Genomic DNA, 16,190 nt, shown 5'->3' with positions numbered 1-16,190 from the left:
ACGCGGCTGCAAATTATCAATCCCTCGGGGCTCGGAGCGGCGGGGAGCTACTGCGCGTCGTGGGTGTGGAAAAAGCGCTCGCCCGCAGCTGATGGCCGACTGTGCGGCCTACTGGGCCAGCCCGCCGGCGGCGGCGAGGGGCAATCTGGTGCCGCTGCGGGCGTGAGACCGTCAGCTGTGAGAGTGCAATGCGTCGTACATCGTCCTTAGGAAGCGGTTTCTCTTCGTCTGATCTAGCCAATTGTAGGTCTCATCAGCATAGTCGGATAGCAGTTCGATGTGATGGCTGAAGTGCTTCTTAAGATCAGGCTCGACCGCATACACACCGATTCGGCGCACCGACTTTCCATAGACCTCGCGCGACTTGTCGAGAACGATTGATTTTAACGCAGCCTCATCCAGCCGGACCGACTGCTTCCTGAGGTCAAGTGTGCTGGCAATATGCATTCGACCGTTGCGAAGAGCAAAGTCTGCCAACAGGCCCTCGTTCGGTGCGATCGGCAAAAAGCGAACAATTTTACCGTCCTTAAGCCCCTGTTCTGGTTTTGCGAGCGCCTTCGCTTTTCGGAAGGTTTTGGCAATCTCAGTGTTGATGCGAGAAACGGCATCGGTAGGCCGCGGTTTTGGGAGCAACACCAGGGATTCCAATATTTCTCCAACCGTCCGCTCGTAATCGGAGCCGCCGTGGGCCGATAACATTCCCATTCCGGTCGGCGCGATAAGCGGATCCACCAGTGCAAGTCGTTCAAGACAGGCCTCAGGCGTATCGCCATTGTCGCAAAGACGCACAATGCGATCACGGATGGCCTCGAGACGAGATTCCCAATTTTCGCGGGTGAGCGCTTTGAGTTTGAATGCCGCCTGGACGAGGCGCACATCGGTCTTGCCGTCACGAAACACGACGATTCCGACATTGACGCGCTCGCCGCGCCGGCGGTCCGGAGTGGCCGTTAGAACGGAGTACTTATAGGTATGATCCATCGTGGATGCCTTGGCGAATTTGGTCGATTCTGTCAGTTCGCGCGCTGGAATTCCACCAATTCACGATTACGTCTTTTTGCCCTTCCGACAACCACGTTTTTGGATGACCGTTAATGGCCTGCAAAATGTGCGTTTCTTTGACGCCCCCGAGTCGGTCGAGGATTTGATCAGTCTCTGCCTTGTCGATGTACTCACCGAACAACTGGCAGAGAACACGTCTAGCGAGGATAGTCTTCTTTTGCGGTCTAAACGGAAGCTGGGGCAGGGGCATCCCGTTAAACAGCCAAGCGCGAGAATAGTCAAAGGCCAGCACTACCCAGCCATGACGCTGCTCACGGAACAGGAAGTTATTTAGGTGCCGGTCCTCGTTGTGAACAAAATGATCGAAAGCATAGATCCTCGAAAGAGAAGCCGGGATATCCTTTAGGCTAATGTCTCCTCGCCTAATCATCTCCCACCACGGCTCTTTCGCTACACCGCCCTCCCACCGCGAGCCAAAGACCAAGCTTCCGTCGGGGCGCTCGATTGCTGTGCATGGCGGAGAGGGGATGCCGACGATCTCTGCCAGGCGCGTGCAGGACCATTCGTCATGCGGAGTTGACCCGTTATTCGCGCTTCCATCCTTGACTACGTAGTCGCAGCCATCATCACAACGGCAGACGCCGCTTGCATCGGCCGAGGCCAGGCCTGCCGGATCACACCATTTGATCCTGGGAGGGACGAGCACCCAAAAAATCCCCCGATTCGGTTTTGTGGAAGCTTTCAGCAACCGGAAGGCGAGCGCAAGGGGCGGCCCGCTGTGCGACCGTTCATGTACCCGGCTTTGCTGATTGAGGCTCCGCGGCTTCCGCTGGAGCAGCGGCAACCGGCCTAGGCTTCGCACGAGGCTTTGATCGCGCGGCCGGCGCCGAAGGCGGCTCGGGTTCGGTGCCGCAATGTTTCTGGTCTGCCATCATGGCGAGATATTGCTGACGGTTCTGTAGCGCAGTGATCTCGGTGTCTGCTGTGCCTTGGAAATCCATTCCGAACCACAGAATGGGAACGACAAGCCCAGCGACGCCAGCCGCGACGTTCTGCGCTGTCTTGAGACCCTTGTCGCTGGCGAGTTGTTTGACCTTCTCGTTGTTCGTCTGCACTTCCGCGAGTATCGCGGTGCAATCCATGTACCTATCCGTTGGCTGAACCACCTGCACCGGCGCCGGGGCTCTTCCCGCACAGCCACACAGCGCGGCGCTCAGCGCCACGATTCCTAGTATACGCATAAAAAGTAGCCCCCGACCCAGAAAGCATCATCCAAGCGCAACCCGCGGTAGAGGGCAAGCCCGTAGGCTCACGGGGCGTCTTTTTTGCGCAAATCGCCTCGGCCTTACTTGACTGCGGGCTTTCGGCTCGCGGAGAGATCCGTCGCGCAGTTCTTACAATCGGGCAGGTGACGTCGCTCTGACACCTGCCACAAGAGCAGCCCGGTCAAAACGACCACGGTGACCACGAGTTTGACCAACAGATCGTCGCTCAAAGAATACGCTCCAAGCGTTGGTGCCGCGCATCAATCAGGGTCTGACCGATCACGTCGAACGGACCGAAATTCTTCCGGCCCTCTAATGAGCCGCCGCTTACGGCTGCCTTGATCCTCTGGAATAGCCTTGGCCTCGATCATCTCGTCGATCGCGTCGCCTGCCAATTCGTGGGCGCGTCGTTTCGTATCTCGGCGCCGTTTTGGGTCTTCGGCCTTTCGAGTGCCTTTGGGCCTTACGATCAATCCGAGTTCGACGAGTCGGCGGATGGCCTCGGAGCGGCCCGGCTCGTCTTCCTGTTTCGAGGCCCAATCATCGACGGCGGATCTAAGATCGCTCGATAGGCGAATTGCGGTCACAGGGTCGCGGCCTGTAGCGGGGCGCCCCCGTCGCTTTTTTGGTAATACCTTGACTTTCGCATATTATGTAGTGCGGCGATCATGAGCACAAGAAGATCGAAGCGCGCCAAGCTGAAGCTTGTCGCCTCCCATGCGTCGGCAACACAGGCCGAGCGCGACGGGTTGAAGTTCGCCCCGATCTACCTCGAGTTCAAATGGACCAACGAGGACTGGGCCCTGGCGCATCTACCGACTGTCCGCGCTGTGACTATGATGCTGCGTGAAGACAGCGATGGGCTCCAAGAGAGGTTCGGAAAACTTGCGGCGCAGGGCGCAGCGCCTCAAATCCTGGAGGGGTTAACCCTCACCAAAGACCACCTCATGGCGCTGGCTGAGGCCTGCGATATTGCTCTCACACGTTCCTTCCTGGTGTTGGAGCGTCTGGGCTACAGCCCGGACAATCCGCCGCCAGGGGATGGTTCAAACCACTCGAAGATCGGCCCGCCGGTTCACGCCGGCGGGCCACTTCACGATCCGATATTTCTTGGCCGCCTTGCGCCTTGGTGGTGCGTCCGGCGAACGCTGTTTTCCGAGGTCTCAAACAAAGGCAGGAAACAATGCCAACTACAAAAATCCTAAAGAGCGCATTCACGCTCGCTCTTTATATTGCGGCGACAACGACGACGCTCGCAACCGCCCAAGAAGCGACATTTTCAGAAGGCGAGCGACTTGGCCTTGCAGCGTGTTTGACCAAATGCCCCAATAACGACAAGGCGTGCAACAATCGGTGTATCTCGAATTCTCAAACCAAGGGCCGTGTATGGGGCGACGATGTGCGCGCTTGCATTAGGGGTTGCCGGGTAGGCACCCAAATGAAGGATCAGATATTTGGTTGTATAACGGGCTGCCGCCTTGATCGGATTGTGCGGTAGAAGCGCCGGCGGGGTTGGCGTCAGCAAGCCGCCGGGGATTGCAGTACTGAAACGCAAGCGGACCAAGCAGCAATGCTGGCGGGCTTTCTCTGCTACCGCTTTTGCTACCCAACTGCTCGGAACTGCGCGGGACAAGAGGCGACGACGCGGCATGTTCATCGCCGGTTTGTACGTTTTTTCCGGCACTTAGCTGGACGCGGTGGGACTGGGAGATATGGCCCATAGAGAACTGCAAAACCGTTAGGTGACAGTTCTCTTGAGCTGTGTAGCGCCGCACGAATGCCTGGCTGCCGATGACGAGGCGGGATGGGAGATCCGAAAGGCCGGTGAGGTTCTATTTGAATTCGTTGGCGGCGATCTAGGCGACGTATTGCGCGAACAGTTCAGACCCGCGTCGGCCGCCTAGAGGGTCGGAAGCGCTTGGCCCGCCGGTTCACGCCGGCGGGTTTTCGCCGTCCGCTACTGAAGCGTAGTTTTCCGTGTCACCCGTTAGAGGACCTGACGGCACGTCGTTAAAACAAACGCGGCCTTGCTACATTGCCACTCACTACCGAGCGCAACACTTGAGACGCGATGGGGAGCAGCCATCGCTAACAGAACAGCGGCGCCGGCCAACAAATTTGCTATCACGAGCATGCGTGCTTTACGGGTCCAAACCGAGCCCACCATAGCCGTCGCTCCTTTTGAATCGTGAAGGGTAGGCTAGGCCGGGTTTGTTTCGGGCCGGCTTCACGGGCTTAAGAAAATGGTTTCGCCGGGCCGGGAACAGCCCGCCGATTCATGCGGCGGTTTTTATGCAGCCGGGAGAGTTTCCAGGCCAGCGGAATAGCTTTCCTGGCCCGTAGCCACCCGCTGAGCGATGCGTAGTTCTTGCTACTCGGATTGCTACTGAACGGCTAGGTACGCATAGGTATTGAAACGAACAGGGAACGCTGAGGCACTGGAAAACTGGAGATGAATCAAGTTGATCCGTGACGAGTTGGGTCAGAAGAGGAGGCCCCGCGTAGAATTTCAAGACCGGTGCCTTAAACCACTCGGCCACCCTTCCAAGCCTAGCTGTTTAGCGTTTCCTCGCGGCAGAGGGAACAGTCCAGCACGATGCTACCGCGTTGCTCCCCAACGTGGTCGGTGCGCTTGTTTATGGCGGCGCGCAGCACGGCGTCAACCTCCGCAGACGCTTGTCCCGGGCGCGGACATGAGGCAGCAGTCCAGCGGCGGCCGTTGAAAAGCGGAACGCACCGAAGGCGGTCTTTCTGTAGGCTTCGATCGGAGCGGAAGATCAGAGCTATGACCGCAGGATGCTCGCGGTCGTAGAGGGCTCCGGCGCCGAGGTTATCAAATACGGCGGCGATACGCGAAGGCCCCCTCCGAGATACCACGACCGGATGACCTCTCACAGACTCGGTTGAGTCGCGGCAAAAGCACCACAATGCCTATTTTTCAAAAACCGGTGCCTTAGACTACCGTCCCGGTGTCAAGACACCTGCCGAACAGCAAGGCAGTCGGACCGTGCAGGGGGCAGGTGAGTGGTCCCACCGCGCCCAGACGTTCGCGCTCAGCGCGAAAGTTTAGCCAAAGGCGACGGCAAGCAAGCTCGAGCACAGCAGCACCAGGCTTGCTGCGGTCAGCGTCAGGAATCCGTCGGAGACTAAATCGTGACTGCGCATGGTGCACCTGCCTATCAGATTCTGATCCGAATTGATTAAAGCTTTCCGAACAGCTCTTCTGGAAAGAGGTGACGCATCTTTCCGCCTTTGGCGGGCATCAGGCCCGGTAGCGATAGCCCTCCAAAGCATGGGCCAAGAAGATTGCCGCACTTACCAGGCCCATGACCGTCGAAACCATCTCAATCATCGCAGACTTCCTTTGCGCCCCGCGTGCGAGAGGAAACGATTGCAGCCTTGCACAGTCAAAAAGATTCAATTGTCGGGATCGAACATCCCACCCGAGTGATGATTTGCTGCAACAGTTTGTCTGAAAGCGGGACATCATTGATTCACCATGGCGCGGCTCTCCGCATTTCCGCCGTGTTCCGGTTGCGATATCTTTACGCTTCGATGCGGAGGTGGGCCGCTTCGCGACAGAAGGGATGTCGATGCCTGCAATGGGCGTACGTCCCGCAGAATGGTAGTTTGGGGCGATGGGGACGAGACGGCCTGATTCGATCATCCGGGCGGCGCGGGGCGCCGCAGCAGTGGCAACGTGTCTCATCCTCGCCAACTGTGCCTCGTCGGGCAAATTCGGAAGCAACGTCGATCCCAGATACGGCGTGTCGTCCAGCCCGCGCGTCGTGGCGTTCGGCGATCCCGTACCGAAGGGCGGCGGGACCTATCGCGTCGGCAAGCCCTACGTCGTTGCCGGGCGGATGTATGTGCCGGAGGAGGACGTCAATTATCGCGCCGAGGGCTTGGCGTCGTGGTACGGCGATGATTTCCACGGTCGCCTGACCGCCAATGGCGAGGTGTTCGACATGGGCTCTTTGACGGCCGCCCATCCAACCCTTCCGATGCCGAGCTATGCGCGGATCACCAATCTCAGCAACGGTAGATCGCTTATCGTCCGCGTTAATGATCGCGGGCCGTATCACGGCAATCGCCTCATAGATGTCTCCAACAGAGCCGCCGAACTCCTTGAATTCAAAGGTAACGGCGTCGCCCGCGTCCGCGTCGAATATGTTGGCCGGGCGCCGCTGGAAGGTTCCGACGACCGCCAGTTGCTGGCTACGCTGCGCAACGGCACGCCGGCGCCGTCGCCCTCTGCGGTCAGGGTCGCCTCGGCCCGCCCATTCGTTCCCAGCTCGCAGGGATCTGGCCGCATCCGGGGGGATGTTCCGGTGCCGGAGGGACGTCCCTATAGCCTTGGCAATACCTCGGCCGACTACGCCTCGATCAATGCCACCTCGGAAATGTCCGCCTCAAGCCGATCGCGTGGGCGGGTCCGTGAGAATTTGCGCGCGGTGTCCTACGAGAACGACGATCGCTACGCGGCGAGCCCAGCATCGGCCTACATGCCAATCGACGCGCGTGGCCCCGCGGAAGTCCTGAGCGGGCGCGGCCTCTACTGAATCAAAGGCTTCGCGCGACTATTTGAGAAAGGCGATCAGCGCCGCGTTGACCTCGTCTGGCCGCTCCTGCTGGATCCAGTGACCGGCTCCCTCGATGATCCGTTTCTGCGTCAGGTTGGGCAGTACCCGCTCCATGTCCGCAACCCGCTTGGCGCCGATCAGGCCGGTGATGACCGCATCCCCCGACCCCGCGATGAAGAGGGACGGCTGATGGATCTGCGCGCCGTGCCACGGCGCGGTCAGTTCCCAGTTGCGGTCGAGGTTGCGATACCAATTCAGTCCACCGCGAAATCCGGAACGCCGGTAGCCCTCGGCAAATTCGGCGATATCAGCCTCGGTGAGCCAGGCCAGCAGTGGCCTTCCGCTCGGCAGGTTGCCGAGAAAGCCCACGGCTTCATCGACGTACATTGAGGTGGGGTCGGAGATACCGCGCCCAAGCAGAAGCCGCAGCGTATGGGCGATGTCGCGCTCGAACTCGGCTTCGGCGACGCCGGGCTGCTGGAAGTACTGCCAATAGAAGTTGGTGACGCCGCTTTCGCGGAGGGTCTCTAATGGCCTTCCGCGGCCGCGAAGCGGAGGCGGGACGCTAAGACCGGCCACCTTTGTAAAGATATCTGGCCGGAACATCGCGGCGTGCCAGGCGACCGGGGCGCCCCAGTCATGGCCGACGATGGCGGCCTGTCTTTCGCCGAGAGCGGCGACGAGGGCGACCATATCGCCGACCGTGTCGAAGATCGTATAGGCGCCGATCTCCTCCGGCGCGCTGGTCCGGCCGAAGCCGCGCATGTCGGGCGCGACAACGTGGAAGCCGCCCGAGGCCAGCGCGGCGATCTGATGTCGCCAGGAGTAGGACAGTTCCGGCCAGCCATGGCAGAGCAGGACCAGAGGGCCCTGGCCAGCTTCGCGCACAAACAGATCGATCCCGTTGGCGGAGATGGTGCGTGAGGATGGCATCGCGTTTCCGCCCTGTTCGGCTGCGGTGTCGGTGTTCGGTTCCGAGGATATGGTCATTTGCGGCGAGCGGCAATCCAACCTGCCGTGCACAGGCGCAAAAACCTCAGTTGTTTGCGATACTTCCAACTGTTAGAACGCAACCTTTCAGGACATCGCCGATGGCAGTCGAGACCGCAATTCTCCACACGTTCGCCGCCCGTGCCGGACGTTGCTGGCGTGGGCTGGTGGCAGCCATCGTCGCGCTTGGCATCGGCTACGGCGGGTTCGTCTACGCCGCCAACAACAGCATCCAGGGCGGCAAGAAGGAGGAGGGAGGGTTCGATGGCGACGCTCCGACAGCGATCCTCATCGAAGCATCGAGCGGCAGTGTCCTGTTCGAAAAGAATGCCGACGAGCTCCGCGCTCCCTCCAGCATGATGAAGTTGATGACGACCGAGGTAGTGTTCAACGCCGTCAAGAAGGGCGACATCAAGCTGACCGACGAGTACCGGATCAGCGAAAACGCCTGGCGGCGAGGTGGGGCGCCCGCCGGCGGATCGACCATGTTCGCTGCGCTCCACAGCAAGGTCTCGGTCGACGACCTCCTCCACGGCGCGATCATTCAGAGCGGCAACGACGCCTGCATTGCGCTCGCCGAAGGCATCGCCGGCAACGAATATACCTTTGCCACGGAGTTCATGACCAAACGCGCCCGGGAACTGGGGCTCACGAAATCGACCTTCGCCAATTCCAATGGGTTACCTGATCCCGGAAACAAGATGACGGTACGGGAACTTGCGAAGCTCGCGCGCCACATCATTCGGACTTATCCCGACATGTACAAACTGTTCGGCGAGAAGGAGTTCACCTGGAACAAAATTCGCCAGCAGAACCGCAATCCCCTGCTTAACGCGCTGACCGGCGCCGATGGGCTGAAGACGGGCTACACCAAGGAAGGCGGCTACGGGATGGTCGGCTCGGCTGTCCAGAACGACACAAGGCTCATCGTCGTGGTCAATGGTCTTGAAGATTCCGAGGATCGCGCCACTGAGGCCAAGAAGATGCTGGAATGGGGGTTCCGCAGCTTCGAAACGCGGACGTTGATCGCGGCCGATCAGCCGGTTGGCTACGCCAAGGTATTTGGCGGCGATAGCAGTTCAGTGAAACTTGTGAGCCCTGATCCGATCAAGGTAATGGTTTCGAAGAACGGCAACGACAAGCTGATCGCCCGCATTATCTATAACGGTCCGGTGCGCGCGCCGATCGCAGCCGGCCAGAGGGTTGGCATCGTCAGGGTTTGGCGCGGCGGCAATGTCGCCATGGAGACGCCGTTGTTTGCGGCGGAGGCGATTGGTACCGGATCAACGATCCGTCGCGCGCTCGACGGTGCCCAGGAGCTCGTCATCGGCATGTTCCGCGCCGGGGTCGAGAAGCTCTGACATGGCTGAAGCAACAGTCAGACGGCCGAACTTGCGCGGTCGCTTTATTACCTTTGAGGGTGGCGAGGGCTCCGGGAAATCCACCCAGATTCGCAAACTCGCCGAACGGCTTGATGCAGCAAAGCTGCGCACCATCGTGACCCGCGAGCCCGGCGGCTCACCGGGCGCCGAGGTCATCCGCCATCTGGTGCTGTCGGGGATGGGTAAGCTGCTTGGGCCGGAGGCCGAGACGCTGCTATTTGCCGCCGCGCGAGACGATCATGTCCGAACCGTCATCCTGCCCGCGCTCAACCAGGGAACCTGGGTGCTCTGCGACCGCTTCTTCGATTCCACGCGCGCCTATCAGGGCCAGCTCGGCCAGGTACTGCCCGAACTCGTCAATGCGATGCAGCGGGTCACGATCGGCGATCTCAAGCCGGATCTGACCATCATTCTCGATGTGCCCGTGGAAATCGGCCTGCAGCGTGCCGCCGTACGGCGCGGCAGCGGCGCGGCCGATCGCTTCGAGGCGGAGGACATCAAATTCCACCAGGATCTGCGTGAGGCCTACAAGCGCATCGCGAAGGACGATCCGCAGCGCTGCGTGCTGATCGACGCCACTGCCGATCCCGAGACGGTGTCGTCCAAGGTGTGGGCTGCGTTGCGCGAGCATCTGGTCACCGCAGCAAAGACGGCCAGTTCGGCATGAGCGCACGCAAGACCGAGCAGGAGATCGCAATCCGGCATCCGCGTGAGACGCCCGACCTGTTCGGGCATCGCGAAGCGGAGATGGCCTTGCTCGGCGGCTATCGCAGCGGGCGGATTCCTCATGCCTGGCTGATTGGCGGAGCGCAGGGTATCGGCAAGGCGACGCTGGCCTATCGTATGGCGCGGTTCGTGCTTGCGTTTCGCAACTCGATGGCCTCCGAGGTGCAGCAGGCGCCGACGCTGCGGATCGATCCGGCTGACCCCGTGGCGCGGCAGATCACGGCCGGCGCGCATGGCGGGCTATTGGTGCTGGAGCGCGGCCTCAACGATCGCGGCGTGCTGCGGACGGTAATCACCGTCGACGAAACGCGGGAGACGATTTCGTTCTTCGGCTCGACCGCCGCGGTCGATGGCTGGCGGGTCTGCATCGTCGACACCGTCGACGAGCTTAATCCGAATGCCGCGAATGCGCTGCTCAAGATCTTGGAGGAGCCGCCACAGCAATCCCTGTTTCTCCTGGTCAGCCACGCGCCTTCGCGGGTGCTGCCGACGATCCTCTCCCGCTGCCGCAAACTGTTGTTGCGCCCGCTCGACGAGGGCGATGTCATCCGTGCCGCTGCGGCCGCGGCTGACATTGCATCTGACGAACCCGCGTTGATCGAAGCCGCCGCGGCCTCCGAGGGAAGTGTGGGAAGGGCGCTGTCGCTGCTCGGTGGCGATGCACTCAAGCTGCAGCAGCGTACGGCCGCGCTGCTCGCGACGCTGCCGCGGGTTGATCCGCGCGAACTGCACGCGCTCGGCGATGCGCTCGGCACCAGCGACCGCGTCGCACTCGCCGCCTTCATCGACAGCATCGATCGCTGGATGAGTGAGAGGCTTCGTGCGGGCGACGCCAACACCAATCTGCCGCGTCTTGCACGGCTCGCGGAGGTATGGGAAAAGATCATGCGCGCCGCGCGCGATACTGAGGCCTACAATCTGGAGCGCAAACCGCTGGTTTTCTCGGTGTTTTCGCTGCTTGCTGAAGCGACCCGATAGACGCTTCGTCTGACAACTATCCCGACAATCCCGATTTGGTTTGCAAAGGAATCCGTGGTGGCGACCGCTAGGAAGAAATCGTCGAAGAAGAAGTCCAAGAAGACGAAGAAGGGCTCGCCGGCGCGCGCGACGAAGAAAGCGCCCGGGACGAAGCGCGTGGCCAAGAAGGGCAAGCGCGCCGTCACGAAGGCAAGGAAGACGGTTAAGAAATCCGCGAAGAAGTCGGCTGCCCGGAAGACCTCGAGGAAAGCGGTCAGGACGACGCCGAATAAGTCGGCCAAAACGTCGACCAGAAAGGCCGTCGCGGCCGTGGCATCGCCACCTGCGAAGCCGGCCACACCGAAAGCGACCAAAAGACCATCGAGGACGACCCCCGCACCGAACCAATCCAAACCCGTTGTTGTGGCCGCCGGCTCCGCGCCTCGGCCCATCTCTGCATCGGCAGCGGATCGTGGCAACCTGTACTATATCACGACGGCGATCGCCTATCCAAACGGCCAGCCGCATATCGGCCACGCCTACGAGGCGATTGCAACCGACGCACTGGCACGCTTCCAGCGACTCGACGGCAAGGATGTGTTCTTCCTCACCGGCACCGACGAGCACGGTCAGAAGATGATTCAAACCGCGCAGAGCGAGGGATTGACACCGGCCGATCTCGCAACCCGCAACGCCGCGCGCTTCAAGGAAATGGACCAGCGGCTCAACGTCTCGTTCGACCGCTTCATTCGCACCTCGGAGCCGGCGCATCACCGCTCCGTGCAGGCGATCTGGAATCGCATGCAGGAGAACGGCGACATCTACATCGACACCTATGCCGGTTGGTACTCGGTGCGCGACGAGGCCTATTACGCCGAGGACGAGACCACGGTCGGCGAGGACAACGTCCGGCGCGGACCGCAGGGTACGCCAGTCGAGTGGGTCGAGGAGAAGAGCTACTTCTTCAAGCTCTCATCTTACCAGGACAAGCTCCTGCATCTCTACGAGAGCCAGCCTGACTTCATTGGCCCGGATTCGCGGCGCAATGAAGTGATGAGCTTCGTGAAGGGCGGGCTCAAGGATCTTTCGATCTCGCGTACCACCTTTGATTGGGGCGTTAAGGTCCCCAACGACCCGGCACATGTGATGTATGTCTGGGTCGATGCGCTGACCAATTACATCACCGGCGTTGGCTACCCCGACGAAAATGATTCGAATTGGCGCTACTGGCCCGCGGATGTGCATATCATCGGCAAGGACATCATCCGCTTCCACGCGGTGTACTGGCCGGCATTCCTGATGTCGGCGGGAATTCCGGTACAGAAACGCGTCTACGCGCATGGCTTCCTATTTAGCAGGGGCGAGAAGATGTCGAAGTCGGTCGGCAATGTCGTCGACCCCTTCAATCTCGCCGAGCAATATGGCGTCGACCAGGTGCGTTATTTCTTTCTACGAGAAGTGCCGTTCGGGCAGGATGGAAACTATAACCACGAGGCCATCGTCGCGCGCATCAATGCTGATCTCGCCAATGATTTTGGCAATCTGGCCCAACGCTCGCTGTCGATGATCGCAAAGCAGCTTGGCGGCTTTCTGCCGGAGCCCGGCGAGTTGTCCGACAACGACAGGGCGATCCTGGCCCAGGCCGACGCCATGCTGGAGACATCACGGAGCGCAATGGCGACGCAGCAGATCCATCAGTGGCTCAACACGGTCTGGGCCGTGGTCGCCGAAGCCAACCGCTACTTTGCGGGGGAGGCGCCATGGGCATTGGCGAAGACCGACCCCGCGCGCCAGAAGACGGTGCTCTATGTCACGGCCGAAGTGGTGCGCCAGATCGCCGTCATGGCACAGGCGGTAATGCCGGCGTCCTGCGCGAAAATGCTCGACAGCCTCGGCATTCCCGAGGATGCGCGCAGCTTTGCTGCGCTTGGCGAGCGGATCAAGCCGGGCACGGTTCTGCCGGCGCCCATCGGCGTATTTCCGCGCTATGTGGAACCGAAGGTCGAGTGAGCGGTTCGCGAGTCATGCTGGTCGACAGTCACTGCCATCTGGATTTTCCCGACTTTGCCGACGATCTCGACGGGATCATCGACCGCGCCGCGGCGGCCGGCGTCGGTCGCATCGTCACGATCTCGACGCGCGTGAAACGGCTCGCCGCGCTGCTCTCGATCGCCGAACGCTTTCCGAATGTCTACTGCTCCGTCGGCACGCATCCGCACCAGGCCGACGAGGAAGACGGCATTCCCGCAACCGAGTTGATCGAACTTGCCAGGCACCCGAAGGTCGTGGCACTTGGGGAGGCCGGGCTCGACTATTTCTACGAGCACGGTTCGCGCGAAGCGCAGGAGCGCGGCTTCCGCACCCACATCGCCGCCGCCCGCGCCACCGGCCTGCCGCTCGTGATCCACACCCGCGAAGCCGACGAGGATTGTGGCCGCATCCTCGAAGATGAGGTGGCGAAGGGGCCGTTCAAGGCGGTGCTGCATTGCTACACAGGCGGGCGTGAACTTGCGTTGAAGGCGATTGCACTCGGACTCTCGATTTCGTTCACCGGCATCTTGACCTTCAAGAAATCGGACGCGCTGCGCGCGCTCGCAGCGGAATTGCCGGCCGACCGCATCATGGTCGAGACCGATGCGCCGTATCTCGCGCCGGGAAAATTCCGCGGCAAGCGCAATGAGCCATCCTATGTGGTCGAGGTCGCCAAGGTGCTGGCGGATGCGCGCGGTGTCACGCTGGAGGAGATGTCGCGGCAGACCACGGACAATTTCTTTCGCCTGTTCTCCAAGGTGCCGGCGCCGAATGAGGCCGCATGACCGTGACGTTGATGATCCTCGGTTGCGGCTCTTCGGCCGGAGTACCGCGCCCGGCGCTCGGCTGGGGTGCGTGCGATCCCACCAATCCCAAGAACCGTCGTCGCCGCTGCTCGCTGCTGGTCGAACGCAAGGGGACGCATGGCACCACGCGGGTCTTGATCGATACTTCGCCGGACCTGCGCGAGCAATTGATCGATGCCGAGGTCGACCATATCGACGCGGCATTCCTGACGCATGAGCACGCCGACCAGACCCACGGGATCGACGACCTGCGCTCGGTCGTGCTGCACCAGCGGCGGCGCATTCCGGTCTATTTCAACCAGTCGACCGCCAAGGACATCATGGCGCGGTTCTCTTATTGCTTCATCTCGCCTGAGGGCAGTGATTACCCGCCGATCCTGACGCGGCATTCCATCGAGGCGGGCGAGACTCACACCACCGAAGGGAAGGGCGGCCCGCTGAAACTGACTGCCTTCCTGGTTCATCACGGCAAAATTCCCGCGCTCGGCTTTCGGATCGGCGCCGCCGCCTACACGCCCGACCTGCACGATATTCCCGCGGAAAGTTGGCCGGCGTTGCAAGACCTCGATCTCTGGATCGTCGACGGCTTGCGCTATGCGGGCCATCCGAGTCATTTCAGCGTGAGCGATGCGCTGACCTGGATCGACCGCTTCAAGCCGAAGCGCGCCGTCATCACCAACATGCATGCCGACCTCGACTACGAGGTGCTCCGGCAATCGCTGCCCGCCAACGTCGTGCCAGCCTATGACGGCCTGCGGCTGGACCTATAGCGGTGCTGCTCCAGGCTACGCAGAGATCGCCTTTGCCGACTCGACCTGGTTGCGCAGCAGGAATTTCTGGATCTTGCCGGTCGATGTCTTTGGGATTGCGCCGAACACCACCGATTTGGGCGTCTTGAAGCCCGACATATGCTCGCGGCAATAGGCGATGATCTCGGCTTCAGTCGCCGTCGCTCCGTCCTTCAACTCGAGAAAGGCGCAGGGCACCTCGCCCCATTTCGGATCCGGCTTGGCGACGACGGCCGCGAACAGCACGGCGGGGTGCTTGTACAGGATGTCTTCGACCTCGACTGAGGAGATGTTCTCGCCGCCGGAGATGATAATGTCCTTGGAACGGTCCTTGATGATGACGTAGCCATGCTCGTCGAGGACGCCGAGGTCGCCGGTGTGAAACCAGCCCCCGGCAAAGGCTTCCTGCGTCGCCTTCGCGTTCTTCAGGTAACCCTTCATCACGATATTGCCGCGGAACATCACCTCGCCGATTGTCTGGCCATCGCGCGGTACCTCGCGCATCGTTTCCGGATCGAGCACGGTGACCGCTTCCTGCAACGGATAGGGCACACCTTGTCTGCGCTTCATTTGCGCGCGCTGATCTGCCGACAGTTCATCCCAGCCCGGCTGCTCCGCGCAGACGGCGGCGGGGCCGTAGACCTCGGTAAGGCCGTAGACATGGGTCAGCTTGATTCCGATGCTCTCGGCGCCTTCGAGCACGGCAACCGGCGGCGCCGCCCCCGCAATCAGTCCGACCACGGATTTTGCCTTGCCGCCCTTCGGGGCGTTCGGCGCATTGATCAGCGTATTGTAGACGATCGGAGCGCCGCACATATGGGTGACGCCACGGTTCGCGATCAGTTCGAAGATCTTTGCCGGATCGACCTTGCGCAGGCAGACATTGACGCCCGCGGTCGCCGCGACAGTCCACGGGAAGCACCAGCCGTTGCAATGGAACATCGGCAGCGTCCAGAGGTACACCGGATGCTGGCCGAGATTGCCGGCGAGGATGTTGCTGACGGCGTTGAGATATGCGCCGCGGTGATGTGTTACCACTCCCTTGGGATTGCCCGTTGTGCCTGACGTGTAGCTTAGCGCGATCGCGTCCCATTCATCGGCCGGCAGCCGTTCGACGAAACTGGGATCGCCTTGCGCGACCGCCGTCTCGTATTCGACATCGCCGATTGGCTTGCCTCCGGCGAATGCCGTGTCGTTGACGTCAATGACGAACGGTTTCGGCCCCTTCATCAGCGTGAGCGCTTCCGCGATCACGGCGGAAAATTCGGGATCGACCAGGATCACCTTCGCCCCGCCATGATCGAGTTGGAATGCGATCGACGGCGCATCGAGGCGGATGTTGAGGGCGTTGAGCACCGCGCCCGCCATCGGCACTGCGAAATGCAATTCGTTCATCGCCGGGATATTGGGCAGCATCGCAGCCACAGTGTCGCCGAGGCCGATGCTGCGGCCGGCGAGATACGAGGCGAAGCGCTTGCAGCGCTCATAGGTCTGCTTCCAGGTGAAGCTCTTGCCCTCATAGACCGTGCTGACGTGATCGGGATAGACCGCAGCCGACCGCGCGAGGAAGCTCAGCGGTGTGAGCGGCACGTAGTTGGCCGGAGTCTTGTCCAATCCGATTGAGTACTGATTTTGAGCTGCACTCATGGCTCCATCCTAT

The 16,190-nt window shown here is 61.2% G+C and carries 14 protein-coding genes; 8 read left to right on the top strand and 6 right to left on the bottom strand.

Annotation, left to right across the window (positions count from 1 at the left end; all coding sequences use genetic code 11):
- Nucleotides 1–171: 171 nt before the first annotated feature.
- The 3 genes from JQ553_RS08465 to JQ553_RS08455 all read right to left on the bottom strand — a co-directional run bounded on the left by JQ553_RS08465 (nucleotide 172) and on the right by JQ553_RS08455 (nucleotide 2,225).
- Nucleotides 172–981 carry a DUF3037 domain-containing protein gene (locus tag JQ553_RS08465; RefSeq protein ID WP_212499431.1) on the bottom strand — a complete coding sequence of 270 codons (810 nt, stop codon included), beginning with the start codon at nucleotides 979–981 and terminating at the stop codon, nucleotides 172–174.
- Nucleotides 965–1,708, bottom strand: a complete 744-nt coding sequence (locus tag JQ553_RS08460) for a HipA family kinase (protein WP_212499430.1) — start codon at nucleotides 1,706–1,708, stop codon at nucleotides 965–967. The genes JQ553_RS08465 and JQ553_RS08460 overlap by 17 nt, the downstream gene beginning before the upstream one ends.
- 82 nt (nucleotides 1,709–1,790) lie before the next feature.
- Nucleotides 1,791–2,225, bottom strand: a complete 435-nt coding sequence (locus JQ553_RS08455) for a hypothetical protein (protein ID WP_212499429.1) — start codon at nucleotides 2,223–2,225, stop codon at nucleotides 1,791–1,793.
- A 710-nt stretch (nucleotides 2,226–2,935) separates the two neighbouring features.
- On the opposite strand from JQ553_RS08455, the gene JQ553_RS08450 reads away from it, so the two are divergent.
- Together JQ553_RS08450 and JQ553_RS08445 are read left to right on the top strand one after the other, a co-directional pair.
- A complete protein-coding gene (locus JQ553_RS08450) occupies nucleotides 2,936–3,472 on the top strand; it encodes a hypothetical protein (RefSeq protein WP_212499428.1) in 537 nt (178 codons plus the stop codon).
- Nucleotides 3,473–5,905: 2,433 nt separating this feature from the next.
- Nucleotides 5,906–6,829 carry a septal ring lytic transglycosylase RlpA family protein gene (locus JQ553_RS08445; RefSeq protein WP_212499427.1) on the top strand — a complete coding sequence of 308 codons (924 nt, stop codon included), beginning with the start codon at nucleotides 5,906–5,908 and terminating at the stop codon, nucleotides 6,827–6,829.
- Nucleotides 6,830–6,847: 18 nt separating this feature from the next.
- Here JQ553_RS08445 and JQ553_RS08440 read toward each other — a convergent pair whose 3' ends face one another.
- Entirely contained in the window at nucleotides 6,848–7,783 is a 936-nt protein-coding gene (locus tag JQ553_RS08440; protein WP_212499426.1) for an alpha/beta fold hydrolase, read from the bottom strand.
- 158 nt (nucleotides 7,784–7,941) lie between these two features.
- Here JQ553_RS08440 and JQ553_RS08435 point away from each other — a divergent pair, with 158 nt between their 5' ends.
- From JQ553_RS08435 to JQ553_RS08425, 3 genes are read left to right on the top strand one after another with little or no spacing between them, the layout of a single operon-like run.
- A complete protein-coding gene (locus tag JQ553_RS08435; RefSeq protein WP_212499425.1) occupies nucleotides 7,942–9,201 on the top strand; it encodes a D-alanyl-D-alanine carboxypeptidase family protein in 1,260 nt (419 codons plus the stop codon).
- A 1-nt stretch (nucleotide 9,202) separates the two neighbouring features.
- Entirely contained in the window at nucleotides 9,203–9,889 is a 687-nt protein-coding gene (gene tmk, locus JQ553_RS08430) for a dTMP kinase (RefSeq protein WP_212499424.1), read from the top strand.
- A complete protein-coding gene (locus tag JQ553_RS08425) occupies nucleotides 9,886–10,926 on the top strand; it encodes a DNA polymerase III subunit delta' (RefSeq protein WP_212499423.1) in 1,041 nt (346 codons plus the stop codon). The genes tmk and JQ553_RS08425 overlap by 4 nt, the downstream gene beginning before the upstream one ends.
- On the opposite strand, the gene JQ553_RS35060 is transcribed toward JQ553_RS08425, so the two are convergent.
- Nucleotides 10,860–11,318 carry a hypothetical protein gene (locus tag JQ553_RS35060; RefSeq protein ID WP_312015102.1) on the bottom strand — a complete coding sequence of 153 codons (459 nt, stop codon included), beginning with the start codon at nucleotides 11,316–11,318 and terminating at the stop codon, nucleotides 10,860–10,862. The two genes, JQ553_RS08425 and JQ553_RS35060, sit on opposite strands and share 67 nt — an antisense overlap.
- A gap of 10 nt (nucleotides 11,319–11,328) precedes the next feature.
- Here JQ553_RS35060 and metG point away from each other — a divergent pair, with 10 nt between their 5' ends.
- From metG to JQ553_RS08410, 3 genes are read left to right on the top strand one after another with little or no spacing between them, the layout of a single operon-like run.
- Complete coding sequence (gene metG / locus JQ553_RS08420; RefSeq protein ID WP_312015101.1) at nucleotides 11,329–12,915, top strand: methionine--tRNA ligase; 1,587 nt, start codon at nucleotides 11,329–11,331, stop codon at nucleotides 12,913–12,915.
- Between the two features lie 14 nt (nucleotides 12,916–12,929).
- Nucleotides 12,930–13,721, top strand: a complete 792-nt coding sequence (locus JQ553_RS08415; protein WP_212499702.1) for a TatD family hydrolase — start codon at nucleotides 12,930–12,932, stop codon at nucleotides 13,719–13,721.
- A complete protein-coding gene (locus tag JQ553_RS08410; protein WP_212499421.1) occupies nucleotides 13,718–14,512 on the top strand; it encodes an MBL fold metallo-hydrolase in 795 nt (264 codons plus the stop codon). Before JQ553_RS08415 ends, JQ553_RS08410 begins: the two co-directional genes overlap by 4 nt.
- 15 nt (nucleotides 14,513–14,527) lie before the next feature.
- Here JQ553_RS08410 and JQ553_RS08405 read toward each other — a convergent pair whose 3' ends face one another.
- Entirely contained in the window at nucleotides 14,528–16,177 is a 1,650-nt protein-coding gene (locus tag JQ553_RS08405; protein WP_212499420.1) for an acyl-CoA synthetase, read from the bottom strand.
- Between the last annotated feature and the right edge of the window lie 13 nt (nucleotides 16,178–16,190).

This window comes from Bradyrhizobium lablabi (genome assembly GCF_018131005.1).
Lineage (GTDB): Bacteria > Pseudomonadota > Alphaproteobacteria > Rhizobiales > Xanthobacteraceae > Bradyrhizobium > Bradyrhizobium lablabi_D.
Note: the sequence above shows the minus strand (reverse complement) of the source record. Positions and strands in the feature narration are given on the sequence as shown.